The sequence below is a fragment of the Pseudonocardia sp. genome (genome assembly GCF_050246655.1).
In the GTDB taxonomy this organism is placed as follows: domain Bacteria; phylum Actinomycetota; class Actinomycetes; order Mycobacteriales; family Pseudonocardiaceae; genus Pseudonocardia.
Map to the genome: position 1 here is coordinate 1 of NZ_JBFWVQ010000086.1, position 26075 is coordinate 26075.

Here is a 26075-nt window from a genome sequence, read left to right on the forward strand (position 1 = left end):
CCTGCCCGCCCGCGTCGGCCGGGACGAGCTCGGGGGTGATCTCGGTGTCGAGGATGTCGGTGAGCACCTCCCCCACCTCGGCGGTGAACTGCCCCGACGACACCACCCACCGGATGAGGTGCTGGATCAGCGTCTTCGGCACCCCGCCGTTGACGTTGTAGTGCGACATCTGGTCGCCCACGCCGTAGGTGCACCACCCGAGCGCCAGCTCGGAGAGGTCGCCCGTCCCGAGCACGATGCCGCCACGCTGGTTCGCGGCGCGGAAGAGGTAGTCCGTGCGCAGGCCCGCCTGGACGTTCTCGAACGTGACGTCGTAGACCGGCTCGCCCGCGGAGAACGGGTGGTCGAGCTCGCGCAGCATGAGCCGCGCGGTCTCGGTGATGTCGATCTCCTGCGCCGTGACGCCGAGCGCGGCCATGAGCCGGTGCGCGTTGGTCTTCGTCCGCTCGCCGGTGGCGAAGCCGGGCAGGGTGAAGCCGAGGATGTCGCTGCGCGGGCGACCCTCGCGGTCCATGGCGCGAGCGGCGACGATCAGGGCGTGGGTGGAGTCGAGCCCTCCGGAGACCCCGATGACCACCTTCGGCTGCCCGATCGCGCGCAGCCGCTGCTCCAGCCCCGCGACCTGGATCGAGTAGGCCTCGTAGCAGTCCTGCTCCAGGCGGGCCTCGTCGGCGGGGACGAACGGGAAGCGCTCGACGGTGCGGCGCAGCCCGATGTCGCCGCCGGGCGGGTCCAGGCGGAACCCGATGCGGCGCGTCTGCGGCACGTGGTGGCGGCGGTTGTCGTCGAAGGTGCCCATGCGGGCGCGCTCGGCGCGCAGGAGGTCGAGGTCGACGTCGGCGACGCAGTGGCGTGGCCCGCGCGGGAAGCGCTCGGTCTCGGCGAGCAGCAGCCCGTTCTCCCAGATCATCGTCTGGCCGTCCCAGGCGAGGTCGGTGGACGACTCGCCCTCCCCGGCCGCCGCGTAGACGTACGCCGCGAGGCAGCGTGCGGACGCCGAGCGGGCCATGAGCTTGCGGTCCTCCGCGCGGCCGACGGTGATGGGGCTGCCGGAGAGGTTCGCGAGGACCGTCGCCCCCGCCAGCGCGGCCTCCGCACTCGGCGGGACCGGCACCCACATGTCCTCGCAGATCTCGACGTGCAGGACGAACCCGGGCACGTCCGCGGCCTCGAACAGCAGGTCCGGCCCGAACGGCACCTCGGCCCCGTCCGCGCCGCCCCACCGGATCGTCGTGCGCAGGTCGTCGCCGGGGGCGAGCTGGCGGCGCTCGTAGAACTCCCGGTACGTCGGCAGGTACGACTTGGGTGCCACGCCCAGCACCCGGCCCCGGTGGACCACCGCGGCGCAGTTGTAGACGCGGTTGCCCAGGCGCAGCGGCGCCCCGACCACCAGCACCGGCAGCAGGTCCGCCGAGGCGGCCACCACCTCGCCCAGGGCACGCTCCACCTCGTCGAGCAGGACGTCCTGCAGCACGACGTCCTCCAGCGAGTACCCGGAGAGCGTGAGCTCCGGGAACACGACCAGCCCGACCCCCTCCGCGGCGCACCCGCGCGCGGTGGCGAGTACGGCGGCGGCGTTCTCGGCGGGGCGGGCGATCGACGTCACGAGGGTGGCGGCGGCGACGCGCAGGAAGCCGTGCCGGTACGGCGAGCGGAAGTCCAACGGGGCTCCTCGGCGGATCGGGTTCCCCCGCAGTCTGCCCGCTCGTGCTCCCGGGATCGCGCTCAGCGGGGTCGCGCGGGGCCGGTCACCCCGCTGAGTGCGACCTCGACCGTCGGAAGGCCCGCCGGAGCACCGGTGTCGATCAGTGCCCGCAGGGCGTCGAGATCGAGATGGGCCTCGACGAGGTCGCCGAGCAGGTCGAGCTGGGCGGTGCGCTCGGCGGCGAAGTCCGTGTCCGGGGAGGGGACGAACCCCGTGCGCCCGGCCCGGGCGGCGACCCGTTCCAGCAGGGCACGGCGGAACCCGTCGTTCTCCAGCAGGCCGTGCCAGTGGCTCCCCAGCACCGCGCCCGCGTCCGCCCCCTCTGCACCCCCCTCTGTGCCCTCAGCAGACCCGACCAGCCCCGGGTGCCCGCAGCGCACGACCCGGCCGTGGTGGATCTCGTAGCCGCGCACGGGCTGACCGAGCGCCGTCCCCACCGGGTTGCCGAGGTGCTTCTGCTCGTCGAACGCGATCTCGACGTCGAGCAGGCCGAGGCCGTCGGCCGAACCCCCCTCGACGCCGTACGGGTCCTCGATCCGGGTGCCCAGCATCTGGAAGCCGCCGCAGATCCCCAGCACCGGAAGGCCCGCGCGGGCGTGCGCCACCACGGCGTCCGCGAGGCCGGTGCGCCGCAGCCACGCCAGGTCCGGCACCGTCGCCTTCGATCCCGGCAGCACCACGAGATCGACGTCCGCGAGCCGCGACGGCTCCGTCACGTACCGGACGGCGACGCCGGGCTCGCACGCCAGCGCCTCGGCGTCCGTCGCATTGGAGATCCGCGGCAGCCGCACGACCCCGACCCGCAGCCACTGCGACCCGCGGGGCGGCGCCGGGCGGCCGAGCACGCCGTCCGCGACCGCGGAGAGCGAGTCCTCGGCGTCCAGCCACAACCGTTCCGACCAGGGGACCACGCCGTAGGTGGGGCGGCCGGTGAGGGCCCGCAACTGCTCGAGGCCCGGCGCGAGCAACGCCGGGTCGCCCCGGAACTTGTTGACGACGAACCCCGCGATGCGGGCCTGGTCGGCCGGGTCCAGCACCGCGACCGTCCCGAGCAGGTGGGCGAGCACCCCCCCGCGGTCGATGTCGCCGACCACGACGACGGGCAGGTCCGCCGCGGCGGCCAGCCCCATGTTCGCGATGTCGGTCGGCCGCAGGTTGATCTCGGCAGGCGACCCGGCACCCTCGCAGACCACGACGTCGAAGCGTTCCCGCAGGCCCGCCAAGGTGGCCGTGACCGTGTCCAGCAGCTCGGGCTTGCGGTCCCGGTAGGACCGCGCGCTCACCGTCCCCGTCGCCCGACCGTGCACCACCACCTGCGAGGACCGGTCGCTGCCCGGCTTGAGCAGCACCGGGTTGAACGCCACGCTCGGGGCGAGCCCGCACGCCGCCGCCTGCATCGCCTGCGCGCGCCCGATCTCGCCACCGTCCCCGGTGACGACGGAGTTGTTGCTCATGTTCTGCGCCTTGAACGGCGCCACGGACACCCCGCTGCGGTGCAGCCAGCGGCAGATCCCCGCGACCAGCGCACTCTTGCCCGCATCCGATGTCGTCCCTGCCACCAGCAGCGCGCCGCCCACGGGGGCATACGGTAGTGACGTGCGGTTCCTGCTCCGACCCGGCTGGCTCGCGTTCGTCGCCGTCGTGCTCGGATTCGTCGTGGCCTGCTACACGCTGCTCGCGCCGTGGCAGTTCGGGCGGGAGGCGCAGCGGGAGGCGGAGGAAGCGGCGATCGCGGCCGCCTCCGCGATCCGGCCCGTCCCCCTGGAGCAGCTCGTCGGCCCGGACGGGGTGCGCAGGGCCGACGAGTGGCGCCAGGTCACGCTGACCGGCTCCTACCTGCCCGACGGCGAGGCGCTCGTCCGGTTGCGGGTCGTCGCCGGCAAGCCCGCGATGGAGGTGCTGACCCCGTTCCGGACGGCGGACGGCACCGTGATCGTCGTCGACCGCGGCACCGTCGCGTCCGCGGACGGCGCGGTGGTCCCGGGCTACCCCGCCGCACCTTCGGGCATGGTCACCCTGCAGGGGCGGCTGCGCCCGGACCAGCAGGACCCGAACGCGCGTCCCCCGTTCCGCGCGGACGGCCGGCTCCAGGTGTACGCGCCGAACGCCGCCGTACTGGCCGAGGCGACGGATCTGCCGCTGGTGCCCGGGTTCGTCCAGCTCGCCGCGGAGCAGCCGGGGGTGCTCACACCGCTGCCGGTCGAGGCACCGTCGGGCGGGGCGCCGTTCACGAACTTCTCCTACGCGCTGCAGTGGCTCTCCTTCGGGGCGATCGCGCTGTTCGCGCTCGCGTGGTTCGTGCGGCTGGAGATGCTGCAGCGCCGCGGCGGGCGCACCCGCGCCGAGGAGCGCACCGCGCTGCGTCGCGCCCTCGCGGGTGACGACGGTGACGACGACAGGTCCTGATCCCGGGGTGGCCCCGTCGAGAACGACGTTGTGCAGCTCCAGGGGCCTTGTTGATCAGCGCAACGTCGTTCTCGACGCGAGGGCGGCAGCGGTCACGGCAGCGGTCACGGCAGCGGCGGCGCCGACGAGCCGCGACAGGTGCGCCGCCCGCCGCAGGTCCGCCGGCGCGGGCGGCGGACCCGAGCCCAGCCGCGGGCGCTCTTCCACCCCGTGCGCGTACACCGTCCGCCCGCCGAGCGTGACGCCCAGCGCCCCCGCCGCCGCCGCCTCGACGGGACCGGCGTTCGGGCTGGGATGGGTGGCGGCATCGCGCCGCCACGCCCGCAGCGCCGACCCCGGCGAGCCCCCGACCAGCGGCGCGACGGCGGCGGTGAGCAGCGCCGTCACCCGCGCCGGGATCCAGTTGACGACGTCGTCGAGCCGGGCCGCCGCCCAGCCGAACCGCAGGTGGCGCGGCGAGCGGTAGCCGATCATCGCGTCCAGCGTGTTCACCGCGCGGTACCCGAGGAGACCCGGCACCCCCGCGACCGCGCCCCACAGCAGCGGTGCGACCACGGCGTCCGAGGTGTTCTCCGCCAGCGACTCGGTGCCGGCCCGCGCGAGGCCCCCCGCGTCGAGCGACGCGGGGTCGCGCCCGCACAGGCTCGGGATCCGGCGCCGGGCAGCGGCGAGATCCTCGCGGCGCAACTCCTCCGCCAGGGCGTCGCCCTCCCTCGCGAGCGATCCCCCACCGAGGACGACGAACGTCGCCGCCGCCGTCGTCAGAGTCCGGGCCGGGAGCCGCTCGGCCAGGATCCCCAGCAGGACCGCGCCGCCGACCAGGGCCCCGGTGTATGCCGCCCCCGCGGCCCGTGAGTCCGCGTACCAGCGCTCCTCCAGCGCCGCCGCGGCCCGCCCGAACCCGGCGACGGGATGGCCCCGCCGGGGATCGCCGAGCAGCGCGTCCGCCACCGCCCCGACCAGCAGACCGAGCACACGTCCCCGCACGGACGGCGACGTTACGGGGCAGGATCGAACGCATGCGGACCGACCTGAACCCCGACGAGCTCGGCGCCCGCCGGTTCTACAAGCTCCTCACGTCGAGCGTGGTGCCGCGGCCGATCGCCTGGGTCTCGACCCGGTCCGCCGACGGGGTGGACAACCTCGCGCCGCACTCGTTCTTCACCGTGGCGTGCGTGACCCCGCCGATGCTGCAGTTCACCTCCGTCGGCGTGAAGGACTCGCTCAGCAACGTGCGCGAGACGGGCGAGTTCGTCGTCTGCCTCGCGCCGGAGTGGTTGTTCGAGCAGGTCAACGCCACGGGCACCAACTTCCCGGCCGGCGTGAGCGAGTTCGGTGCGGTGGGGCTCACCCCGGAGCCGAGTGCGGTCGTCGCGCCGTCGCGGGTGGCGGAGTCACCGGTGGCGTTCGAGTGCCGGCTGGAGCGGGACCTGACCCTTGGCGACTGCACGGTGGTCATCGGGCGGGTGGTGCACGCGAGCATCGCGTCGGACGTCCTGGACGGCGACCCGACCGAAGGAGGCCTGCCGATGATCGACAAGCTGCGCCCGCTGGCCCGACTGGGCCGCAACGAGTGGTCGACGATCGGCGAGGTCCTCGATATCACCCGCATCCCGTACGGGGAGTGGCCCGGCCACTTCCGGCCCTGACCGGGCCCGTCAGACCTCCTCGGCCATCCGCTGGGCGTCGCTCGCGATGCGGTGCAGGGTGCACGGCCAGCGCTGAGCGGAGCCGCTCACGCTGTGCCGGCAGGTGGTGCAGTGCCCGAAGCGGTCCGGCACGTGCGCGACGAGCAACGTGCGCCAGACCTCAGGCATGCCGGCCATGACCTCCGCCAGGGGGGCCACGGACCTCATCGAGGTGCTCACCGGCTCAGCACACCACCGCGCCTCCCATCATGTCGCGGTCGATCCAACGCCATCCGGTGACCGGCGGAATCCGGTCGACCGGCGGCGAGCGGCGGGTTGCGTCACGAGAGCGTGTACTCGCCGGACGGCTGGTTCGACGCGTCGGCGTGCAGATCTCCCTCGCGACCACGCAGTTCGACGCGGCGGATCTTGCCGGAGATCGTCTTCGGGAGCTCGAAGAACTCCAGGCGCCGGATGCGCTTGTACGGGGCGAGGTTGTCGCGGGCGAACTCGAGGATGGAGCGCGCGGTCTCCTCGTTCGGCTCGTGGCCCGCCGCGAGCACCACGTAGGCCTTCGGGACGGCGAGGCGCACCGGGTCCGGCGACGGCACCACGGCGGCCTCCGCGACGGCCGGGTGCTCGATGAGCACGCTCTCCAGCTCGAACGGCGAGATCCGGTAGTCCGAGGCCTTGAACACGTCGTCCGCGCGGCCGACGTAGGTGATGTAGCCGTCCGCGTCGCGGGAGCCGACGTCGCCGGTGTGGTAGTAGCCGCCCGCCATCGCCTCGGCGTTGCGCTCCGGGTCGCCCGCGTAGCCGACCATCAGCCCGAGGGGCCGCTGCGCCAGGTCGATGCAGATCTCGCCCTCGTCCACGCCTGCCTCGCCGGAGGCAGCGTCGACGAGCACGATCGGGTAACCGGGGATCGGGCGGCCCATCGAGCCGGGCTTGACGGTCTGGCCGGGCGGGTTGCCGATCTGCAGGGTGGTCTCCGTCTGGCCGAAGCCGTCCCGGATCCGCACGCCCCACGCCTTCTCGATCTGCTCGATGACCTCGGGGTTGAGCGGCTCCCCCGCGCCGACCACCTTCGACGGGGGCTTCGTGAGCGAGGACAGGTCGGCCTGGATGAGCATCCGCCACACCGTGGGCGGGGCACAGAAGCTGTCCACGCCGCAGCGGTCCAGCACGCCCAGCACGCTCGCGGCGTCGAACTTCGCGTAGTTCATGACGAGCACGCACGCTTCGGCGATCCACGGCGCGAAGACGTTGCTCCACGCGTGCTTGGCCCAGCCGGGCGAGGAGATGTTGAGGTGGACGTCCCCGGGCTCCAGGCCGATCCAGTAGACCGTCGACAGGTGCCCCACCGGGTAGGAGGCGTGGGTGTGCTCGACGAGCTTGGGCTTGGCCGTCGTGCCGGAGGTGAAGTACAGCAGCAGCGTGTCGCTGCCGCGGGTGACACCGTCCGGGGTGAACTCGGCCGGCCCGTCGTGGGCGTCCTCGTAGCGCAGCCAGCCCTGCGGCGCCACCCCACCCGGGGAGCGCACGGCGATCCGCGTGTAGTCGCCCTCGACGTCGGCGAACTTGCCGGTGTCCGCCGCGCCCACGACGACGTGCTTCGCCGCGCCCCGGTCGATGCGGTCCCGCAGGTCGCCCGCCACCAGCAGCGTCGTGGCCGGGATGACCACGGCGCCGAGCTTCATGGCGGCGAGCAACGTCTCCCACAGCTCCAGCTGGTTGCCCAGCATGAGGATCAGCCGGTCGCCGCGGGCGACCCCCTGGGCACGCAGCCAGTTCGCGACCCGGTTCGAGCGCTCGGCGAGCTCACGATAGGTCCAGTACGCCTCGGAGCCGTCCTGCTCGACGATCCACAGGGCCCGGCGGGCCCCGCGCTCCGGATCGGCGGCGACGGCGTCGAAGTGGTCGAGCGCCCAGTTGAACTCGTCGATCTCGGGCCAGCGGAACTCCCGGTAGGCCGTCTCGTAGTCCTCGCGGTGGGTGAGCAGGAACTCGCGTGCTGCGTAGAAGGCCCGGGTCGAACTGTTCATGTACATCGCCTCACGAGGATCGACGGTCGTCCGCGACCGACCCTAGTGACGATCGGGAACCCGCCCTACCTCCCGACGGGGGGGTCCGCGTGGGCCGGCGCTACCGTGCCCGCCGTGAAGCGCGGGCTGCCGGTCGTCCCCGCCCTGCTCGGGGCGGTGCTGGCGGTGCTGGCGGTGCTGGCTGTGCTGGTGGTGGCCGCGCTCGGCGGGTGCGGCGCCGCGCCACCGCCCGCTGCGCCGGGCCCGTCCGTGTCGGCGCCCGTGCCGCAGCTGCCCTGGCCCGCAGGCGACGCCGCCGGGGTCGCTCTGTTGCAGGAACGGGTGGACGCCGGGTCGCAGCCGTGGCTGCTCGATCCGCGGTCGGTGGCGACGGCGTTCGGTGCGGCCGCCTACGGCTGGCCGGACGCCACGGCGGAGCTGCCCGGCGACCGTGGCGACACGGGCGCCCCGGGGGTGGCGGTGATCCTGCACGGGCCCGATGGCGCCCTCGCACACCTGGTGGTGGCACAGCCGGGACGCACCGGTCCCCGTGGCGTCTGGGTCGTCTCGCGTGCCGGGACCCCGACCGGCTCATGAACAGACGGCACCCAGGGCGCCCCTGTTCGGGTGAACCCGGATCCGGGGTGGTGCGTTCGGGTCGCGGGCCGCGATGCCCAGGTGAGGTCGGCGCACCCAGCGCCCGGCCACCGGCGCGGCACTGGGAGCGACGATGACGACCGACTCGGTCCAGCAGGACATGTTCACCGTGCTGCACGGGCAGCCCGCGCCGATCGTGACGCGCTGGAGCTACGTCGCCTCGGACCCGTTCGCGATCACCGTCGCGGTCCGGACCAGGAAGGACAGGTGGGTCGAGTGGCTGGTCGCGCGGGATCTGGTGATCGCCTCACTCGCCGGCCCTGTCGGCGAGGGCGACATCCGGATGCGGCCGTGCGAGGTGCACGGCTACGACGTGGTGGAGATCGAGATCCGCTCCGCGGAGGGACGCGCCGTCCTGGAGGTGGACCGCGACATGCTCCGCCACTTCGTCGACGCGTCGCTCGAGCTGGTGGCGTTCGGTGACGAGTCGCGCCACATGGACCTGGACGTGGAGATCGACAAGATCGTCGGCAGCTGCACGGAGTGATCGCCTCGTGACCCTCCGAACCGGCGGTGCGGGGCGGCGGCGCCCGCCCGACCCCCCGCGACAGGCCTGACCGAGCTGTCGTACGCCGTATCGGACCGTTCGGACGCGACGTCGGACAGGTGGCCAGGCCCGGTCGGACCAACTTGGCGCCGGTGCCGAAACCCCCGGTTGCATCGCTCGTCGGTCAGGTACGAAGCTGGTCCGCTTCCGCCTGGAGAGAAGAACATGGTGCCGGATGTCTTCGCCGCCTGTGCCGAGCAGCTCGCTGCAACGCCGGACCTGGTCGACCGCCTGCTGCGCGAGCACACCCCAGATCACGTCGGCCTGTGTCGCGCCCACGACGCCCACCCCGAGCGGCACCCTTGCTCGATCCGCACCCTCGCCGAGCTCGCCGCGGAGCGGCTGAACCGCATGGGTACCTGACCGCCCCCGGGTACGAGTGGCTGCGCCCGACCGCGTCCGACTACCTTCTCCGGGAAACACCAGGAGGGGGATGACTGCCGTCGAGCCGACCGGCGCGGCCGGTCCTTCCCCGGAGCCCGGTGCCGTGCCGAGGGCGGTGCTCGGCGCCGGTGAGGGCCGGCCTGCGGCCCTGCGCACCGCGATCGAGCACTGCCGCTCCTCCGTTCTGCCCTCGGCCGTGCTGTGGGGGCCCGACCTGGCGGCCGTCGCCAACGATGCCGCCGTCACGCTGATGGGTGACCCATCGGTCGCGGGCGGCGGGCCGGAGCCGGCGGGGTGGGCCGTCGTGAAGGACGCCGCCCGGGAGGTCCTCGCCACGGGGGCGCCGGTCCGCCGCGAGCAGGAGCCGGTGACGGTCATCCGTCAGGGGCGCGGCGAGGAGGTCTACCTGACCCTCGCGTGCACACCGATCCGCACGGGCGAGGACGGGCCGTGCGCCGGGGTGCTGGTCGTGGGTCTGGACGTGACGGGCCACGTCCTCGGCAGGCGCAGGCTCGCCACCCTGCGCCGCCTCGGCGAGCTCTCCGCCGCCGGGGTACGCACCCCGGAGCAGGCGTGCGCGGCGGCGGTCGAGGTGCTCGCGGACAACCGGGCCGACACCCCGTTCGCGACCGTGCACCTGGTGGATCGCGACTCCGCCGCCGAACCGATGATGCGGCTGGTGGCGAGCCACGGCCTCGACGGGCCGGCCGCCGGCGAGGCGGTGATCCCGGTCGGGTCGCAGGGGAGCGCCCTCGCGCGGGTCGTCCGGACGGGGTCGGCGGAGGTCCTCACCGAGACCGCCGAGGCTGCGCAGCACGACCCCGGGCACCGCACGCCGGGGACCGGCCGGGGCCCGGGCGTCGCGGACACCGCGATGCTCCTTCCGCTGCTGGTCGCGGGCTCGGCGCGGCCGGTCGGGGTGATCACGATCGGGGTGCGCCACCGGCAGCTCGACGAGGACTGCCGCGCCTTCCTCGAGCTGGTCGCGCGCCAGGTCGGCGCCGCGGTCGCGGACGCGCTGTCGGCCGCGGCGCAGCTGCGTGCCGAGTCGGAGCACGCCGCCGCCCAGCGGCTGCGGGAGCGGGCCGAGACCGAGCGGGCGGCGCGCGACGCGGCCGAGGCGCTGGCGGCCCGGCTGCGCTCGCTCGTCGACGGGCTCGCCGCCGTCGTGTGGGAGATCGACGCCCGGTCCGAGAAGGTCGTGTTCGTCTCCGAGCGCGTGGAGGAGCTCACCGGGCACCCCGCCCAGGGATGGCTCGGTCCGCAGGACTTCTGGCGCTCGCTCATCCATCCCGAGGACCGCGAGCGCGTCGCCGCCCGCCACGCCGACGGGATCGCCGGGGGCGTCGACTTCGACGTGCCGGCGTACCGCCTGCGGGCAGCGGACGGGCACACCGTCTGGTGCCAGGACCTCGTGCACGTCGCGCTCGGCCCGGACGGCGCGGTGGAACGGCTCCAGGGCGTGATGGTCGACGTCACCGCGCAGGAACGGGCCCGGCAGGTGACGGCGCTGCTCGCCGAGATCGGACGGGCGGACGAAGGTGGCCCGCTGGCCGCGCGGCTCACCACCCTGCTGCGGCTGTCGGTGCCCGCCATGGCCGATCTCGGCGCGGTGTCCGCCCTCGGCCCGGACGGGATGCTCCGGCCGCTCGCCGCGGTGAGCCCCGGGCGTCCGGACGTCGAGCGGCAGCTGCTCGCCGGCGCGGGCGCCTACCCGCTGTCCCCCGCGCTGCGCGACCGCTACGACGCCGGGGAGCCGTTCGTCGTCGCCACCCCCACCGATGCGGACCTGCGCGCCTTCGCGGCCGGGGAGTCGGACTACGCGTTGCGCCGGGACCTGCGCTTCCGCTCGGCGCTCATCGTGCCGCTCGTGGTGGGTGGGCGGATGCGCGGGACGCTCTCGATGGTCACCACGGACACCCCGCGCGAGTACGACGCCGGGGACCTGACCCTGGCCGCCGAGCTGGGCCGCAGGGCGGCGCTCATGCTCGAGGCCGAGCGGCTGGGCACCCGCGAGCGCAGGCTCGTCGAGATCACGACGGCGCTCGCCGCGGCGGGCACCGTGGCGGAGGCGGCGCGGGTGATGGCGGCCGGCGTCCGCGACACCTTCGGCGCGTCGGCCGTCGCGGCCTACCTGCGTGATCCGGCCCTGGGCCTGCGCGTGGTGCACTCGAGCGGCTACCCGGACCTCCTGCTGCGCCACTACGGCGTCGTCCGGCCGGAGGACGACCAGCCCGTCGGGGTGTGCGCCCGCACCGCCGAGCCGGTGTGGCTGCGCTCGGACGCGGACTGGCGGGCGCGCTTCCCGCACCTGACCGAGCACCACGCGGTCACCGGCAACGAGGCGTTGATGGCGCTGCCGATGCTCGTGGGCGGGCGGGTGGTGGGGGCGCTCGCGGCGAGCTTCGCGACCCGCCGCACGTTCGACCCGGACGAGCAGCAGTTCGCGCGCACCGTGTGCGCCCACGCCGCGCAGGCGTTCGAGCGCGCCGCGCTCGCCGACACCCGCCGCGAGATCGCCGAGACGCTGCAGCACAGCCTGCTGCCGGCGGAGCTGCCCACGATCGAGCGGCTGGGGCTCGCGGCCCGCTACGAGCCCGGCGCGCACGGCTCGCAGGCCGGCGGGGACTGGTACGAGGTGCTGCCGCTCGGCGAGCGGAAGGTCGCGATCGTGGTGGGCGACGTCGTCGGGCAGGGCGCGGCCGCTGCCGCCGTGATGGGACAGCTGCGCAGTGCCCTCGCCGCCGCCCTGCTCGACGGGTGCGGACCGGCCGCGGCGCTCACCCGGCTGGACCGCTTCGCCCGCCGCATCGCCGGCGCGCGGGCGAGCACCGTGGCGTGCCTGGTCCTGGACGTGGGGAGCGGGTACCTGCGCTGGGCCCGCGCCGGGCACCCGCCCCCGCTCGTGCTGGCGGATGGGGACGCGGAGTACCTCGACGGGCCGTCGGGACGGGTGCTCGGCGCGGGCGGCGGGTTCACCGAGGCCGGCACGACGCTCCCGGCGGGTGCGGTCCTACTGCTCTACACCGACGGTCTCATCGAGCGCCGCGGCGAGGTCATCGACGACGGGCTGCGCCGGCTGCGGAGGGCCGCGCTCGCGGCGGCGGGCGCCGCGCCGAACCGGCTCATCGACGAGGTGCTCGCGCGCACGCTGCACCCGGCCGGCCCACCCGACGACGTGGCCGTCATCGCGGCGCGGCTCGGTCCGGAGCCGCTGCACCTGCGGATCCCGGCGCGCGCCGAGGAGCTGCGCGGGCTGCGCCGGTCGATCACGGAGTGGATGACCGCGGCCGGGCTCGCCCGTGAGCCGGCCGACGACCTGCAGCTCGCGGTGGGCGAGGCCGTCGCCAACTCCGTCGAGCACGCCTACCCGGAAGGCACGACCGGGGCGGTCGAGGTCGAGCTGCGGCTCGGGCCGGGCGGGGCGATCGACGTGCTGGTCCGCGACTTCGGGACCTGGCGTCCCCCGCCGGTCGACAGGGGCTACCGGGGCCGGGGGCTCGACCTCATCCGGCTGCTCGGCTCGGACGCGGCGGTCGAGCCCGGGCCCGGCGGCACCGTCGTCCGCTTCCGGATGGCGGCGCGGCCGGTACCCGCCGGTGCGGATCCGGTGTCGCGTGCGCGACCCGTGTCGCGCACACGGCTGCGGGTGCTCACGGGGGACGGGGCGCGCCGGGCAGTGCTCACCGGGGAGCTGGACCTCGCGGGGGTGGCCGCGGTGCGCGAGGACCTGGTGTCCGCCCTCGCCGACGACGTCCCGGTCGTGCTGGACGTCACCGGGCTCACCTACCTGGGCAGTGCCGGGGTCGGCATGCTGGTCGAGGCGCTGGACCGCGACGCCGTCACGCTGCGCGTCCCCGCCGACGGCCCGGTGCGGGCGGTGCTCGACCTGGTGGGGATAGCTCCGGGCCCCGGCTGACCCCCGCCGGCACCCGGCAGGGACGAGTGCCGGCGATCACGAACGCGGCACAGCGCTCGCAGGTTACCCGTCGGTAGGCCACAATCCCGCCATGAGCGAGTTCGCGGGACGGGTCGCGGTGGTGACGGGCGCTGGATCGGGGATCGGCCGGGCGCTCGCACAGGATCTGGCGCGCCGTGGCGCGCGCCTGGCGCTCTCCGACGTCGACGAGGACGGCCTGGCCGAGACGGTCGCGAGCCTGGGCACCGCGGACGTCCGTTCCGACTCCCTCGACGTCACCGACCGGGCGGCGGTGCTCGCGTACGCCGCGGAGGTCGCCGGGCGCTTCGGGCGGGTCAACCAGGTCTACAACAACGCCGGCATCGCGTTCGCCGGCAACGTCCTGACCTCCACGTTCGAGGAGATCGAGAAGGTGGTGGACGTCGACTTCTGGGGAGTGGTGCACGGCACCAAGGCGTTCCTGCCGCACCTCATCGCTTCGGGCGACGGCCACGTGGTCAACATCTCGAGTCTCTTCGGGCTGCTGGCCGTGCCCAGCCAGAGCGCGTACAACGCGGCGAAGTTCGCGGTGCGCGGGTTCACCGAGTCGCTGCGCCAGGAGATGCTGCTCGCGAAGCACCCGGTACGCGTGACGTGCGTGCACCCCGGCGGCGTGCGCACCGGGATCGCCCGCAACGCCGCGCGGGGCGAGGGGTTCACCGACGGCGCCGCGATGGAGCGCTTCGAGAAGACGATGCTGCGGATGCGGCCGGAGGACGCCGCGGCGACGATCCTGGCCGGCGTGCGCCGCGACCGGGCGCGGATCCTCGTGGGCAACGACGCCCGCGTGCTGGACGTGCTGGTGCGGCTGCTCGGCTCGGCCTACCAGCGGCCGCTCGCGCGGGTGGCGGGCCGCAGGCTCGCGTAGCGCGCCCCCGGGCCGGTCGGGCTGTCAGAAGACGGGGCCGAGGGTGAACAGGCCGAGGAGGAACAGCGCGACGGTCGCCGCGAACAGGATGTTGATCAGCTGGCCCGCGGCGGCGCCGGAGGTGAGGCACGGCGGCTCGGGCCGTGGGCCCGGGCCGTCGGGGGTGATGGCGGTCATGCCAGGTCAATCGCCGCGCGATGACCTGGCATTACTCACGCTCGGGTGAATCGTCGGACCGCCACGCGCTAACGGTCGACACGAGTTCGCCGAACAGGACCCGTGACACGTCTGGATCGGACACGGTTGCGGGGTCGCGCGAATGTGGGAGTGGGAAGCGATCGTCGGCAGTCTCGCGGTGGTCGTCACCGTGCTGCTCTTCCTCGCCACGCGCGCCCGGGACCTGCGACTCAAACGTGCCGACCTGCTCCGCAGCTACACGGCCGACCTCTACGCCAGCGCGGAGACGGCCGACCTGTTCATGGACATCGACCACGAGCGCTTCACCTACGACGACGCCACGTTCCTCGGGACCTCGCGCGAGCTGGCCCTGATCAAGCTGCTCGACTACTTCAACGCCGTCGGCTACTACTGGCGGCGGCGGGTGCTGCTCATCGAGGACATCCTCCCCACGACCATCGCCTACGCCCTGTTGCGGACGTGGGAGGACCCGTCGGTCCGCCGGTACCTGCAACAGATCAAGAAGTGGGACGAGGAGCGGTTCATCGCCGAGGCCGGGTTCCAGTACTTCGAGGAGCTGGCGATCGTCCTGTCGCTCCTGCGGACGGACGCCTCGGCGGCCGAGATCCTCGCATCGCCCACCTTCAGCACCTCGTCGCGGCGTATCCCCGTGGCCCGCCGGATGGTCCTGCACCATCCGGTCCTCTTCAAGATCCTCCAAGCGGCCGCCTCCCGGCTGCGGGTGGTCGCTTCCACGGGGCGCCGGAGGAACCCCGGCGCCGCCGATCCGCCGGACCGGGACGCGGCGGCCGGATGACCGGGTGATCAGGTCAGGGTGGCCAGCAGCGTCTCCTCCACCGGCGCCAGCGCGGCGAGACCGCGCGGGCGCGGCACGTCCACGTCGATCTCCCGGACCACCCGCGCCGGGCGCGACGACAGCACGACGACCCGGTCGGCGAGGAACGCGGCCTCCCGCACGTCGTGGGTCACCATCAGCACCGTCCAGCCGAAGCGCGCGCGCATGCCGGCCAACCAGGCCTGCATGTCCGCCCTGGTCAGGGCGTCAAGGGCGCCGAATGGCTCGTCCAGCAGCAGCACCGGGCGCTGCTGGACGACGGTGCGCAGCAGCGCCACCCGCTGGCGCATCCCGCCGGAGAGCTCACGAGGCCGGGCGTCCTCGAACCCGGCCAGGCCGAAGGGCGCGAAGAGCGCCCGGGCCCGCTCCCGCGCCTCGCGGCGCGGCACCCCCGCCACCTCCAGCCCGAGCGCGGCGTTGGCGAGCACCGTCCGCCACGGGAACAGCAGGTCCTCCTGCGGCATGTACGCGAAGGGGCCGACGTCGCCGGTGACGTCGGCGCCGTCGACGAGCACCCGGCCCACGTCCGGGGCGTCGAGCCCCGCGATCACGTTGAACAGCGTCGACTTTCCGCAGCCGCTCGGGCCCATGACCGCGACGAACTCCCCCGGCGCCACGTCGAAGCCGACGTCGTCGAGCACGGCCAGCCTGCCGAACGCCTTGGTGAGGCCGTCGAGCTGGAGCTTCACCGGCTCCGTCACCTGTTCCGTCACCTGTTCCATCACCTGTTCCATGGCACCACCACCCGCTCGACCAGGTAGGTGAGGGCGAAGAGCAGCACCGACACCAGCGCCGTCACGGCGACGGCGGCGAGCACGAGGTCGGTGCGGAAGGAGTTCTTCTGCAGGTTCATGAAGATCCCCAGACCGGCGACCGCGCCGACGTACTCGGCGAACACCGCCCCCACCACCGCGTAGGTGATCCCGATGCGCAGCGCGGTGAAGAACCGCGGCATCGCCCCGGGCAACCGCACGAACCGGAACTGCCGCCAGCGCGACGCCCCCATGCTGCGCAGCAGCCGCGTCGCCGCCGGGTCCGTGGCGGCGAACCCCTCGATCAAGCCGACCGTGACCGGGAAGAACGTCACGAGCGTCACGACCACCACCTTCGGCAGCAGCCCGAACCCGAACCAGATGATCAGCAGCGGGGCGATCGCGATGATCGGCAGCGTCTGCGAGGCGACGAGCAGCGGGGTGACCGCGCGGCGCAGCCAGGGCGAGAAGTCGACGGCGATGGCGATCGCCCAGCCCAGCACCAGCGACACCGCGAACCCGACCGCCGTGACCTGCAGCGTCGGGACCGTGTTGGTCCAGATCTGCTCGCGGAACGCCCAGCCCTGCTCGACCACGCGCAGCGGCGAGGGCAGCACCTGCGGGCGGACGTCGAAGGCGGTGACGTACCACTGCCACACCGCGAGCCCGGCCGCCACGAGCAGCGCGGCCGGTCCGGCGGTGCGGGCGAGGTTCTTCACGGCAGGCTCTCTCGCGACGCCGTCACGGCAGGTAGTCGTTCGTGAACCAGGTCGAGAACTCCGGCGGTGCCGCGAGGGGTTTCCCGTCCGGACCCGCGAGCAGACCCGTGCCGTAGAGGAAGCCGGAGAATCCCGCCCACTTCTCGGCCGTCTGCGGACCGACCTTGCCCGTCGGGTCGCGCAGGAACGACGCGGCGAGCATGTCCTGGCTGCGCGTCACCAGTTCCGGGTCGGGGAACGCATCCGGGTTGGCGGCCATGAGCAGCTGCGCCCCGCGCGCCGGGTCGTCGGCCCCGAGCTGGTAGCCCCGCTGTGCGGCGCCGACGAACGCGCGGGCCTGCTCCGGGTGCTCGCGCAGCCACGTCGAGTTCGCGATCAGCAGCACGTTGTAGGCGTCGGGGAAGCCGTAGTCGGGGTAGTCGAACGTCTTGAGCGGATGCCCGCGCAGCTGCGCCTCGATGCCCTCCCAGGCCACGAACGGCTCGGCGAAGTCGACCTGACCGTCGTAGAGCGCCTCGTAGGCGGCGGTGCCGAGGACGACGCTCGTGAAGTCGCCGCGCCCGCCCGCGTCGCGGATGACCGCCTGCATCTTCGGCACCTCGTAGGCCGCGCCGAAGCCGCCGTAGATCTTGCCGTCCAGGTCGGCCGGGGTACGGATGTCGGCGCGGTCCGCGCGCACCGCGATCTGCGTGGCCCAGGTCTGCAGGATCGCCATGACGGAGGTGATGTCCGCACCCGAGGCCTTCGAGAACGTGAACGAGTCCTGGAAGCTGATCCCGAAGTCCGCCGCACCGGAGCTCACCAGCGTGTCCGGCGAGGTGTTGTTGTACGGCAGGAACTCCACGTCGAGGCCCGCGTCGCGGAACCAGCCCTCCTGCTGGGCGACGAAGAGCCCGGTGTGGTTGGTGTTCGGGGTCCAGTCCAGCGCCACCCGGATCCGCTGCGCCCCGGGCTGGGCGGCAGGCCCCGAGCAGCCCGCGACGGCGAACAGCAGGGCGAGGACCATGACGACGGTACGGCGCACCACTGCCTCCCTACGCCGGTGTGAACCGGGTCAGGTTCGAACGGTCGACGGCCGGTCCTGCCGCCCTCTCAGCGCCGGTACGTGGCACTCCCGCGGGTCGGCACCGACCATACGTCCCGCACCCGCCCGTCACCAGTCCGTGGAGGAGGGGGTGATACTCGGGTCCATGCCCGGCGGACCGCTGCGAACCCTGCTGATCACCGGCCTGCTCGTCGCCGTCGCCGGGTGCAGCGGCAACTCCGTCTCGGTCGGTTCCTCGTCCAGCACGACGACGACCACCACCACCTCGGGCTCGGGCGGCCGCACGTCCAGCTCGCTGAACTGCCGCGACGACGTCTGCACCCTCAAGGTCTCCGGCGACCCGTCCGGCACCCGGCTGGGCATCCTGGGACGTGGCGTGCGGATCACGGCGATCGAGGCGGACGCGGTGACGGTGGCCGTGGACAGCGCGACGGCGCGCGTCCCGGCCGGCACGACCGCGACGGTCGGCGGCCTGTCGGTGACGGTCCTCTCGACCGACGGCCAGGCGGCTGAACTCGAACTCCGCCGGAGCTGACCGTTCGGCCGATATCACAGGCGCGGAGCGTGACGAACATTGCACCCCGCACGGCCGCACGTGTGGTCACGCAGGGTGAACGTCTCCGTCACGCGAACGCAGGGCCACCGCGGCGACGACGGCCGCGATCCCCGCCGCCTCCAGCGCGCCGGGCACCTGCCCCAGCGCGACCAGCCCGATCACCGTCGCCGTGGCCGGGAGCAGCGCGAGCATCACGGCGAACCGTGCCTGGCCCACCCGGCGTAGCACGATCTGATCCAGGACGTAGGGCACCACGCTGGAGAGGACCCCTACGCCCACCGCCAGAAGGAGTATCTGCGGATCGGCCAACGGGGTGAGCGGCGAGGCCAGCAGCACCGGCGAGAGCACCACCGCCGCGACCGTGAAGCCGACCGCCATTCCGTCCAGGCCCCCACCGCTCACCGCCACGCGGCGGGCCAGCAGGATGTACGCCGCCCACATCGTCGCAGCCGCGAGCGCCCACAACACCCCGGACGGACTGCCTGACCAGCGCACATCCGCGATGAGCAGCACACCGACGGCCGCGAGGACCACCGCGGCCACGTCCCGCGGGCGCCGGCTGGCCACCGCCGCGACCGCCACGGGTCCGCAGAACTCGATCGCCACGGCCGTCCCCAGCGGCAGGCGGGCGATCGCCTCGTAGAACGCGAGGTTCATCAGGCCCGTGGCGAGCCCGAAGGCGGCGGCGCCCACCAGCGCCGATCCCCGCCACGCCGAACGGCCGGGCCTACGCCACGCGAGGAGCACCGCCGCAGCGCCCAGAAGGCGTAACACCGCGACCGCCGAGGGCGACAACGTATCGAACAGCCCGACGGCGAGGGCCGCTCCGACATACATGGAGACTCCGCCGAGCACGAAGAGGAGTGGCGCCGGGACCCGGCGACGAACCTCGACAGGCATGACACGCAGCGTAGTCGCCTCGACAGGGTTGTTAACCTGCCGCGGCTTGCGTGGTCACACGGGGGCACCGCATCATTCACTCGTAGTCAACTGAATCCGCCGAGCGTTCGATCGTGACGACCGTCGCTCGCCATCGGGAACACCTCTGGCGGCGCCGGCGTCTGGGTATGTGTGGGATCTCCCGCATCCGCGGGTCGTCCCCAGCGATGGAGGGAGAGCGCTATGCAGCCGGGAACGTTGAGCCGACCTGCTCTCACGGCCGCAGACCGCTGCGACCGGTGCGGGGCGGCCGCCAAGGTCCGCGCGGTGCTGCAGTCCGGTGGCGAACTGCTGTTCTGCGGCCACCATGCCCGCGCGCACGCGGACAAGCTGCGCGAGCTGGACGTGGACATCCAGACCGGCGCCTGACCTCCGGTCCCGACGACGGGACGAGGCACGGCCGAGAACGACTACACCAGATCTGACCGCGACGGGGCGGGGACCGACATCGGTCCTCGCCCCGTCCGCGTGTGACGAGCGGTGCGGGGCCGGTCTCGGCGGCACCGGGTCCCGTCGTCCACGGGTGGCATCGGCGGCGTGATCGGGCGCAGTGCCCGAGGCAGGCTCACCACGACCGCAGGGTCGCGATGCGCTCCTCCAGCTGCTCGATCGTCGCCATGGCCGTCGGCGGGCCACCGCAGGCCTTGCGCAGCTCGCTGTGCACCGCCCCGTGCGGCTTGCCCGTGCGATGGTGGTGCAGCGCGACGAGGGTGTTCAGCTCCTTGCGCAGCGCCGCGATGCGCTCGCGCACCGTCGGCTCGGCCCGCTCGGCCGGCGGTGCCGGTGCGGACGGGGCCCCGTCCGCACGCTCCGGCCGGCCCTTCGAGCGGGCGAGCCACTCCTGCTGGCGCCGGTTGAGCAGCGTGCGCACCTGTTCAGGCTCCAGGAGGCCCGGCAGCCCGAGGTAGTCCTCCTCGTCCGCGCTGAACGAGGTGCCCTCGTAGATGAGCTGGTCGAGCTCGGCCTCGGCGCCCAGCGCGGTGAACGCCGGCTCCTCCTCCCCCGGCTCGTCCTCCTGTCGCTGCGCGGCCGCCAGCAGCTCGTCGTCCCACTTCTCGTCCGCACGATGCGGCTTGCCCAGCACGTGGTCGCGCTGGGCCTCCAGCTCGCTCGCCAGGCCGAGCAGCACCGGCACGCTCGGCAGGAACACCGACGCCGTCTCCCCCGGCCGCCGCGACCGCACGAACCGGCCCACGGCCTGCGCGAAGAACAGCGGCGTCGACGCGCTCGTGGCGTACACCCCGACCGCGAGCCGCGGAACGTCCACGCCCTCGGACACCATCCGGACCGCGACCATCCACCGCTCGTCGGACCCCGCGAACCGCGCGATGCGCGCCGACGCGCCCTTCTCGTCGGAGAGCACAACGGCGGGCGCCGTACCCGTCACGTCGGCGAGGATCCGCGCGTACGCCCGCGCCGCCGTCTGGTCCGAGGCGATGACGAGCCCGCCCGCGTCCGGCATGCCGCCCGCCCGGTGCCCGCTCAGGCGCCGGTCGGCGGCCTCCAGCACCGCCGGGATCCACTCGCCGCCCGCGTCCAGCGCCGTGCGCCACGCCCGCGCCGTCTGCTCGGCCGTCATGGGCTCGCCGAGGCGCGCCGTGAACTCCTCCCCCGCGCTGGTGCGCCAGCTCGACACACCCGAGTAGGCGAGGAACACCACGGGGCGCACGACGCCGTCCGCGAGGGCGTCCGCGTAGCCGTAGCCGTGGTCCGCGCGGCTGCGCAGCACCCCGTCCCCGTCGGGGACGTACTCGACGAACGGGATGGGGTTGTCGTCGCTGCGGAACGGGGTCCCGGTGAGCGCCAGGCGCCGCGTGGCGGGTCCGAACGCCTCCTGCACCGCCTCACCCCAGGAGCGGGCGTCGCCCGCGTGGTGGACCTCGTCGAGGACCACGAGCGTGCGCCGGTTCTCCGTGCGCGCCCGGTGCAGGAGCGGGTGCGCCGCCACGCCGGCATAGGTGACGGCGATCCCGGTGTAGTCCGCCGACGTGGCGCCCGCCGAGTTGCGGAACTCCGGGTCCAGGGCGATCCCGGCCGTCGCCGCGGCCTGCGCCCACTGGTGCTTCAGGTGCTCGGTGGGGGTGACGACCGTCACGGCCTGTACGACGCGGTCGGCCAGCAGCTCCGCCGCGACGCGCAGTGCGAACGCCGTCTTCCCCGCGCCCGGGGTCGCCACCGCGAGGAAGTCCTGCGGGCCGGAGGCCAGGTAGCGGGTGAGGGCGGAGCGCTGCCACGCCCGCAGCGGGCGCTGTGGGGTCAGCGGGCTCGACGCCGAGACGGTGCCGGGAGCGGTCTGGGGAGCGGATCGCACGCGTCGGAAGGCTACGGGTCGGCAACGACGCGGCGTGCCGAACCCCGCCCGCATGCGGTGTCCACGGCTGAGGTAGGCCATGCTGGAGTGGCCATGACCGATGAGCCGGCCCCGCGCCCCCGCCGCCGTGACGACCTGCGGCGCATCGCCGCGCGCACGCTGCGCAACGCGTGGGATCAGGACATCTTCTCCCACTCGGCTCAGGCGGCGTTCTGGCAGGCGCTGTCGCTGCCCCCGCTCCTGCTGGGTCTCCTGGGCTCGCTCGGCTTCGTCGGCGACCTGTTCGGGCCCGCGGTGGTGGAGGACGTCGAGCGCGGCATCGTCAACCTCTCCCGGCAGGTGTTCACCCCGGAGGTGGTCGACCAGATCATCGCGCCGACGGCGTCGACGATCCTCACCCAGGCCCGCGCGGACGTGATCTCCGTCGGCTTCCTCATCGCGCTGTTCGCCGGGTCGTCCGCCACGGCGTCGCTCGTGGACTCCATCACCGACGCCCACAGCCAGAAGCTCGTCCGCCACCCGGTATGGCAGCGCATCTTCTCGCTGTTCATGTACCTGTTCGCCCTGATCACGGCCGTCCTGACGCTGCCGCTCGTGGCGCTGGGCCCGGACATGCTCGTCCGCGTGCTACCCGCCCTCTGGCTGCCGGTGGCGGCGTCGCTCATCGCGTCGTTCTACTACCCGGGCACCGGCCTGCTGTTCGTGCTGGTCATCACGTTCCTGTACAAGGCGGCGCTGCCGCACTCGCTGCCGTGGTGGCGGCTGCTGCCGGGGGGCTTGCTCGCGATGGTGGTGTTCATCGCCTCGACCACCGGGCTGCGCGTGTACATCGCCGTGCTCACCAGCACCGGCTACACCTACGGCGCGCTCGCCACCCCGATCGCGTTCCTGCTGTTCGCGTTCCTGCTCGGCTTCTCGATCGTGCTCGGCGCGCATCTCAACAACGCCGTCGAGAGCGTGTGGCCCGCCCGGCCGACCCGGCGGCAACGGCGGCTCGCGCGGCTGCTGTCGATGCGCAGGATCGCCGCGGCCAGGGACTACGCCGCGGACGGCAGGCGCGCCACGGCCAGCCGGGAGGACGCCGAGCGCGACCCCGCGAGCGTCATCAGCTCCACCAACTCGAGCCCCGCGTCGTCCACCGCGGCCCGGAACTCGTCCTCGTAGGTCACCCGGCCGAACTCGACGGTCGTGACCCGGCCCAGCATCGGTTTCACCGCCTCCACCACGTTGGACCGCCGGTGGTGGAAGGTCTGGGTGAACAGCACCGAGCCGTCCGGGTGGAGCTGCTTCGCGACGTGGCGCATCGCCTCGACCGGATCCGGCAGCAGCATCAGGCTGGCCGAGAAGTACGCGATGTCGTACGGGCCGCCCTCGTGGTCGTACACCGAGCACAGCACCGGTGTGACGTGCGCGTCCAGGCCGGCGCGCTGGACCGCCCCGGCGCAGAAGTCCAGGTAGTCGCGGTCGATGTCGAGGCCGGTGATCCGCAGGTTGCGCGCCCGCACCTGCTCCGCGCAGCGCACGATGGCGGCGCCGGTGCCGATCCCGACGTCGAGGACGCGGGCACCGTGCGGCATCCGTTGCAGCGCGGCCCGGTACCAGGGGGCCGTCAGACCTGCGATGAACCGGTCGTACAGCCGGCCCCTGACCGCCCCTCTCACCTGTGCAGGCCTCAGGCGTCCCCGCCGCCGGGCAAGGATTCGTAGATCTTCTTGCACTCCGGGCAGACGGGCGAGCCGGGCTTCGGTGATCGGGTGACGGGGAACGTCTCGCCGCACAGAGCCACGACCATGTTGCCCATCACCGCGCTCTCCGCGATCTTGGACTTCCGCACGTAGTGGAACATCTTCGGCGTGTCGTCGCCCGTGGTGTCGGTGCCCTCCGGGCGTGTGTCGACCTCGGGCAGCGTCGTGGTGGTCACCCGGACCATGATGCCCCACGTGCCCCGTCGCGTCGCGTCGTCACCGGTCTCGTCACGCCCGGCACCGCCCGGTCGGGACACCGCTCACCCCCCGATCGGCGTCCGGGTCGCCCCGGAGGTCGAGCAGGCGCTGGCGGACGGGCGGGCCGTCGTCGCGCTGGAGAGCACGCTGCTGGCCCACGGCCTTCCTGCCCCGCACAACCGCGCGGCGGCCGACGGGATCGAGGCCGCCGTGCGGGCCGGCGGGGCCGTGCCTGCGACCGTCGCGGTGCTCGGCGGCACCGCCCGCGTCGGGCTCGACGCGGGCGATCTGGACCGGCTCTGCGGCCTCGACGGCCCCGCGGAGCTGCACAAGCTGTCGGCCCGCGATCTCGGGGTCGCCGCAGCGCTGCGCCTCGACGGCGCGACGACCGTGGCGGCCACGATGGCGCTGGCCCGCGCCGCGGGCATCGAGGTGTTCGCCACCGGCGGGCTCGGCGGGGTGCACCGCGGCGCCCGCGACACCTGGGACGTCTCGGCCGATCTCGGCGCACTCGCCACGATCCCGGTGCTGGTCGTGTGCGCGGGGGTGAAGTCGATCCTCGACGTCGCCGCCACCCTCGAGGTGCTGGAGACCTCGTCCGTGCCCGTCCTCGGCCACCGCACGGACGCCTTCCCGGGCTTCTACCGGCGCTCCAGCGGCCATCCGGTCCCGTGGCGGGTGGAGTCCGCGGCCGAGGCCGCCGCGGTGTGGCGGGCGCACCGGGCGCTGGGGCCGCCCTCCGGCGCGGTCCTCGCCCGGCCCGTCCCCGAGCCCGACGAGCTGGACGCGGCAGTGCACGACCGCCTGCTCGCCGAGGGCCTCGCCGTGGTCGCCGAGCGGGGCGTGCGCGGCAAGGACGTCACCCCCGTGCTCCTGGAGCACTTCCACGCGGCCAGCGGCGGGGCGAGCCTGCGCTGCAACCTCGCGCTCGTGCACGCCAACGCCGCGCTCGCCGCGCGGGTGGCGGTCGCGCTGGCTCAGGGCGCGTAGCGCGCCGCCCCGGCCTCGTCCGCGTCCTCGGCGACGCCGGCGCACGTCCGTGAGCGGCAGGGCGTCACGCGGTGCCTCCGACGTCTCCAAGCCTTCGCGGCCCCGGCGCGCCCTCCCCCGAGCATCGCGATCTTCATCGGGCTTGTCGACTTGGAGCTGAGTGCTGCCGTTCAGCGGTGGGCCGAGGCCATCCGGGAGGTCGCCGGGGTACGGGCACTCGACCGAGCCGAGCGGAGACAACGTGCTGGAGGTCGGGCCCGGCGAGGACCGGGAGACGTCGACACGTGCCGAGATCGGGACGCTCGGCGGGAGGGGAACGTCGACCGCGTCGACGCCGACAGGAGCGCCGCCGCGCCGTCAGCTTGATCACGACAGGCACCCGCGCCGACCGACGGCTCACCGCTCGGCGCGTGCCTCTCAGCCATCGCCGAATGGACGCTGAGCTGCGACGATCGACACAGATTCGAACTTTTGTTCGAGTACCATGAGGTTGTGGTCTCCGATCCTCTCGCCCGCGCGGCAGCTCGCGGACGAGCTGCTCGCGCAGTTGAGCGCGGTCACCGGGCCCGGCACGGCAGACGGCGCGTTGCTGTCGGCCCTCGCCCTATGCGAGGACGTCGCGCGGGGTGTGGAGCGGGCCTCGATCGGGGCGATCGCCGACCTGGAGCGGCGTGGCGTGTTCACCGAGCGCGGGTACCGCTCCACCGTCACCGCTCTGGCGGATCTGCTGGGGTGGGAGCGCGGCGACGCCCGCCGGCGGCTGGTGGTGGCCGAGCAGGCGTGCGCGCGGGTCGCACTCGACGGCGCGGTGCTGCCCGCGCGGCTGGCGGCGACGGCGGTGGTGTTCGCCGCCGGGGAGTGCTCGGCCCGTCAGGTCGAGGTGGTCGCCCGGGTGCTCGGGTCGGACGCGGCGCGCCGGCTGTCCCCGCAGGTGTGGGGGTCGGCCGAGCAGCAACTGGCGGCGAAGGCGGGCGACTACTCCCCGGCGGACCTGCTCAGCTGGGGTGCCGCGCTGGTCGAGATGCTGGACCAGGACGGCCCGGAGCCGGACGACCGCCCACCCGCGCCCGCGGTGAACGAGCTGTTCCTCACCCGCCACCCATCCGGTTCCGGCGGGAGGATCAAGGGCCGGTTCGACGATCCGGTGATGTTCGACGCGATCGCCACAGTGGTCGATGCAGGTGCCCGCCCCACCGACGCCGCGGACGCGCAGGAGCGCCCGCTGGGGCGGCGGCAGGCCGAAGCGCTGGCCGACGCCTGCGGGCACGTGCTCGACCACGCCGACGCCGAGGTCCTGCCCGCCAGCGGCGGGGAACGCCCGCACCTGTCGGTGGTGGTGCGGCTGGAGGACCTGGAAACCCGGGCCCGCGCCGCCTGCCTCGATCTCGGCGGCCCGCTCACCCCCGAAAGCCTGCGGTTGCTGGCCTGTGACGCCCGCGTCGTCCCGGTCGTGCTCGGCGGGGCCGGGCAGCCGCTGGACGTCGGCCGGGCCACCCGGGTCGTCCCGGACGGGCTACGCCGCGCGGTCGCCGCCCGCGACCGCGGCTGCGCCCGCTGCGGGCGCCCACCGTCGTGGTGCGAGATCCACCACCTGACACCGTGGGAACACG

25 protein-coding genes and 1 pseudogene are annotated in these 26075 nt (G+C 74.0%); 13 read left to right on the forward strand and 13 right to left on the reverse strand.

Going from position 1 to position 26075, the window contains the following annotated elements; all coding sequences use genetic code 11:
• Together AB7J25_RS22470 and AB7J25_RS22475 are read right to left on the reverse strand one after the other, a co-directional pair.
• The coding region (locus AB7J25_RS22470) for an NAD(+) synthase (RefSeq protein WP_428511803.1) at nucleotides 1–1663 on the reverse strand (1663 nt) is incomplete at its 3' end.
• 62 nt (nucleotides 1664–1725) lie between these two features.
• Nucleotides 1726–3282 carry a cobyric acid synthase gene (locus AB7J25_RS22475; RefSeq protein ID WP_428511804.1) on the reverse strand — a complete coding sequence of 519 codons (1557 nt, stop codon included), beginning with the start codon at nucleotides 3280–3282 and terminating at the stop codon, nucleotides 1726–1728.
• A 19-nt stretch (nucleotides 3283–3301) separates the two neighbouring features.
• Here AB7J25_RS22475 and AB7J25_RS22480 point away from each other — a divergent pair, with 19 nt between their 5' ends.
• Nucleotides 3302–4111 (forward strand): SURF1 family cytochrome oxidase biogenesis protein, encoded by an 810-nt coding sequence (locus AB7J25_RS22480; protein WP_428511806.1) that lies wholly within the window; start codon nucleotides 3302–3304, stop codon nucleotides 4109–4111.
• 54 nt (nucleotides 4112–4165) lie between these two features.
• Here AB7J25_RS22480 and AB7J25_RS22485 read toward each other — a convergent pair whose 3' ends face one another.
• On the reverse strand, nucleotides 4166–5098 hold the full coding sequence (locus AB7J25_RS22485) for a cobalamin biosynthesis protein (protein ID WP_428511808.1): 933 nt from the start codon (nucleotides 5096–5098) through the stop codon (nucleotides 4166–4168).
• A 32-nt stretch (nucleotides 5099–5130) separates the two neighbouring features.
• Here AB7J25_RS22485 and AB7J25_RS22490 point away from each other — a divergent pair, with 32 nt between their 5' ends.
• The gene (locus AB7J25_RS22490; RefSeq protein ID WP_428511810.1) at nucleotides 5131–5760 is read left to right on the forward strand and encodes a flavin reductase family protein; all 630 of its coding nucleotides are present in this window, start codon (nucleotides 5131–5133) and stop codon (nucleotides 5758–5760) included.
• Nucleotides 5761–5769: 9 nt separating this feature from the next.
• Here the strand turns inward: AB7J25_RS22490 and AB7J25_RS22495 are convergent, their stop codons facing one another.
• Together AB7J25_RS22495 and AB7J25_RS22500 are read right to left on the reverse strand one after the other, a co-directional pair.
• Nucleotides 5770–5958, reverse strand: coding sequence for a hypothetical protein (locus AB7J25_RS22495; RefSeq protein WP_428511812.1), 189 nt, complete (start codon nucleotides 5956–5958; stop codon nucleotides 5770–5772).
• Between the two features lie 122 nt (nucleotides 5959–6080).
• Nucleotides 6081–7784, reverse strand: coding sequence for an AMP-binding protein (locus tag AB7J25_RS22500; protein ID WP_428511814.1), 1704 nt, complete (start codon nucleotides 7782–7784; stop codon nucleotides 6081–6083).
• Nucleotides 7785–7898: 114 nt separating this feature from the next.
• On the opposite strand from AB7J25_RS22500, the gene AB7J25_RS22505 reads away from it, so the two are divergent.
• The 5 genes from AB7J25_RS22505 to AB7J25_RS22525 all read left to right on the forward strand — a co-directional run bounded on the left by AB7J25_RS22505 (nucleotide 7899) and on the right by AB7J25_RS22525 (nucleotide 14177).
• Nucleotides 7899–8360: a hypothetical protein gene (locus AB7J25_RS22505; RefSeq protein ID WP_428511816.1), complete on the forward strand. Its 462-nt coding sequence runs from the start codon at nucleotides 7899–7901 to the stop codon at nucleotides 8358–8360.
• 133 nt (nucleotides 8361–8493) lie between these two features.
• Complete coding sequence (locus AB7J25_RS22510; protein WP_428511818.1) at nucleotides 8494–8907, forward strand: SsgA family sporulation/cell division regulator; 414 nt, start codon at nucleotides 8494–8496, stop codon at nucleotides 8905–8907.
• Nucleotides 8908–9132: 225 nt separating this feature from the next.
• Nucleotides 9133–9330: a hypothetical protein gene (locus AB7J25_RS22515; RefSeq protein WP_428511820.1), complete on the forward strand. Its 198-nt coding sequence runs from the start codon at nucleotides 9133–9135 to the stop codon at nucleotides 9328–9330.
• A 70-nt stretch (nucleotides 9331–9400) separates the two neighbouring features.
• The gene (locus AB7J25_RS22520) at nucleotides 9401–13270 is read left to right on the forward strand and encodes a SpoIIE family protein phosphatase (RefSeq protein WP_428511822.1); all 3870 of its coding nucleotides are present in this window, start codon (nucleotides 9401–9403) and stop codon (nucleotides 13268–13270) included.
• A 91-nt stretch (nucleotides 13271–13361) separates the two neighbouring features.
• Nucleotides 13362–14177, forward strand: a complete 816-nt coding sequence (locus AB7J25_RS22525; RefSeq protein WP_428511824.1) for an SDR family NAD(P)-dependent oxidoreductase — start codon at nucleotides 13362–13364, stop codon at nucleotides 14175–14177.
• Nucleotides 14178–14201: 24 nt separating this feature from the next.
• Here AB7J25_RS22525 and AB7J25_RS22530 read toward each other — a convergent pair whose 3' ends face one another.
• On the reverse strand, nucleotides 14202–14354 hold the full coding sequence (locus AB7J25_RS22530) for a hypothetical protein (RefSeq protein ID WP_428511826.1): 153 nt from the start codon (nucleotides 14352–14354) through the stop codon (nucleotides 14202–14204).
• Between the two features lie 142 nt (nucleotides 14355–14496).
• On the opposite strand from AB7J25_RS22530, the gene AB7J25_RS22535 reads away from it, so the two are divergent.
• Nucleotides 14497–15171: a hypothetical protein gene (locus AB7J25_RS22535; protein ID WP_428511828.1), complete on the forward strand. Its 675-nt coding sequence runs from the start codon at nucleotides 14497–14499 to the stop codon at nucleotides 15169–15171.
• 8 nt (nucleotides 15172–15179) lie between these two features.
• Here AB7J25_RS22535 and AB7J25_RS22540 read toward each other — a convergent pair whose 3' ends face one another.
• Genes AB7J25_RS22540 through AB7J25_RS22550 form a run of 3 tightly spaced genes read right to left on the reverse strand, consistent with a single transcriptional unit; the run spans nucleotide 15180 to nucleotide 17705 of the window.
• On the reverse strand, nucleotides 15180–15932 hold the full coding sequence (locus AB7J25_RS22540; RefSeq protein ID WP_428511830.1) for an ABC transporter ATP-binding protein: 753 nt from the start codon (nucleotides 15930–15932) through the stop codon (nucleotides 15180–15182).
• Nucleotides 15932–16681 carry an ABC transporter permease gene (locus AB7J25_RS22545; RefSeq protein WP_428511832.1) on the reverse strand — a complete coding sequence of 250 codons (750 nt, stop codon included), beginning with the start codon at nucleotides 16679–16681 and terminating at the stop codon, nucleotides 15932–15934. Before AB7J25_RS22545 ends, AB7J25_RS22540 begins: the two co-directional genes overlap by 1 nt.
• A 22-nt stretch (nucleotides 16682–16703) precedes the next feature.
• Complete coding sequence (locus AB7J25_RS22550) at nucleotides 16704–17705, reverse strand: ABC transporter substrate-binding protein (RefSeq protein WP_428511834.1); 1002 nt, start codon at nucleotides 17703–17705, stop codon at nucleotides 16704–16706.
• 166 nt (nucleotides 17706–17871) lie between these two features.
• Between AB7J25_RS22550 and AB7J25_RS22555 the strand changes: the two genes are divergently transcribed.
• Nucleotides 17872–18261, forward strand: a complete 390-nt coding sequence (locus AB7J25_RS22555; RefSeq protein ID WP_428511836.1) for a hypothetical protein — start codon at nucleotides 17872–17874, stop codon at nucleotides 18259–18261.
• Between the two features lie 66 nt (nucleotides 18262–18327).
• Here AB7J25_RS22555 and AB7J25_RS22560 read toward each other — a convergent pair whose 3' ends face one another.
• Nucleotides 18328–19182: an EamA family transporter gene (locus AB7J25_RS22560; RefSeq protein ID WP_428511838.1), complete on the reverse strand. Its 855-nt coding sequence runs from the start codon at nucleotides 19180–19182 to the stop codon at nucleotides 18328–18330.
• A 222-nt stretch (nucleotides 19183–19404) separates the two neighbouring features.
• On the opposite strand from AB7J25_RS22560, the gene AB7J25_RS22565 reads away from it, so the two are divergent.
• Nucleotides 19405–19590, forward strand: a complete 186-nt coding sequence (locus tag AB7J25_RS22565) for a DUF7455 domain-containing protein (RefSeq protein ID WP_428511840.1) — start codon at nucleotides 19405–19407, stop codon at nucleotides 19588–19590.
• Nucleotides 19591–19786: 196 nt separating this feature from the next.
• Here AB7J25_RS22565 and AB7J25_RS22570 read toward each other — a convergent pair whose 3' ends face one another.
• Nucleotides 19787–21586, reverse strand: coding sequence for a DEAD/DEAH box helicase (locus tag AB7J25_RS22570; RefSeq protein WP_428511842.1), 1800 nt, complete (start codon nucleotides 21584–21586; stop codon nucleotides 19787–19789).
• A 39-nt stretch (nucleotides 21587–21625) separates the two neighbouring features.
• On the opposite strand from AB7J25_RS22570, the gene AB7J25_RS22575 reads away from it, so the two are divergent.
• Complete coding sequence (locus tag AB7J25_RS22575; RefSeq protein WP_428511844.1) at nucleotides 21626–22696, forward strand: YihY/virulence factor BrkB family protein; 1071 nt, start codon at nucleotides 21626–21628, stop codon at nucleotides 22694–22696.
• Nucleotides 22697–22698: 2 nt separating this feature from the next.
• Here the strand turns inward: AB7J25_RS22575 and AB7J25_RS22580 are convergent.
• Nucleotides 22699–23109 (reverse strand): annotated as a pseudogene (locus tag AB7J25_RS22580) (class I SAM-dependent methyltransferase); the annotation flags it as partial.
• Nucleotides 23110–23204: 95 nt separating this feature from the next.
• The gene (locus AB7J25_RS22585; protein ID WP_428511846.1) at nucleotides 23205–23462 is read right to left on the reverse strand and encodes a DUF3039 domain-containing protein; all 258 of its coding nucleotides are present in this window, start codon (nucleotides 23460–23462) and stop codon (nucleotides 23205–23207) included.
• A gap of 1 nt (nucleotide 23463) precedes the next feature.
• On the opposite strand from AB7J25_RS22585, the gene AB7J25_RS22590 reads away from it, so the two are divergent.
• Nucleotides 23464–24465: a pseudouridine-5'-phosphate glycosidase gene (locus AB7J25_RS22590; RefSeq protein ID WP_428511850.1), complete on the forward strand. Its 1002-nt coding sequence runs from the start codon at nucleotides 23464–23466 to the stop codon at nucleotides 24463–24465.
• Between the two features lie 490 nt (nucleotides 24466–24955).
• A partial coding sequence (locus AB7J25_RS22595) for a DUF222 domain-containing protein (protein ID WP_428511848.1) occupies nucleotides 24956–26075 on the forward strand: 1120 nt, incomplete at its 3' end.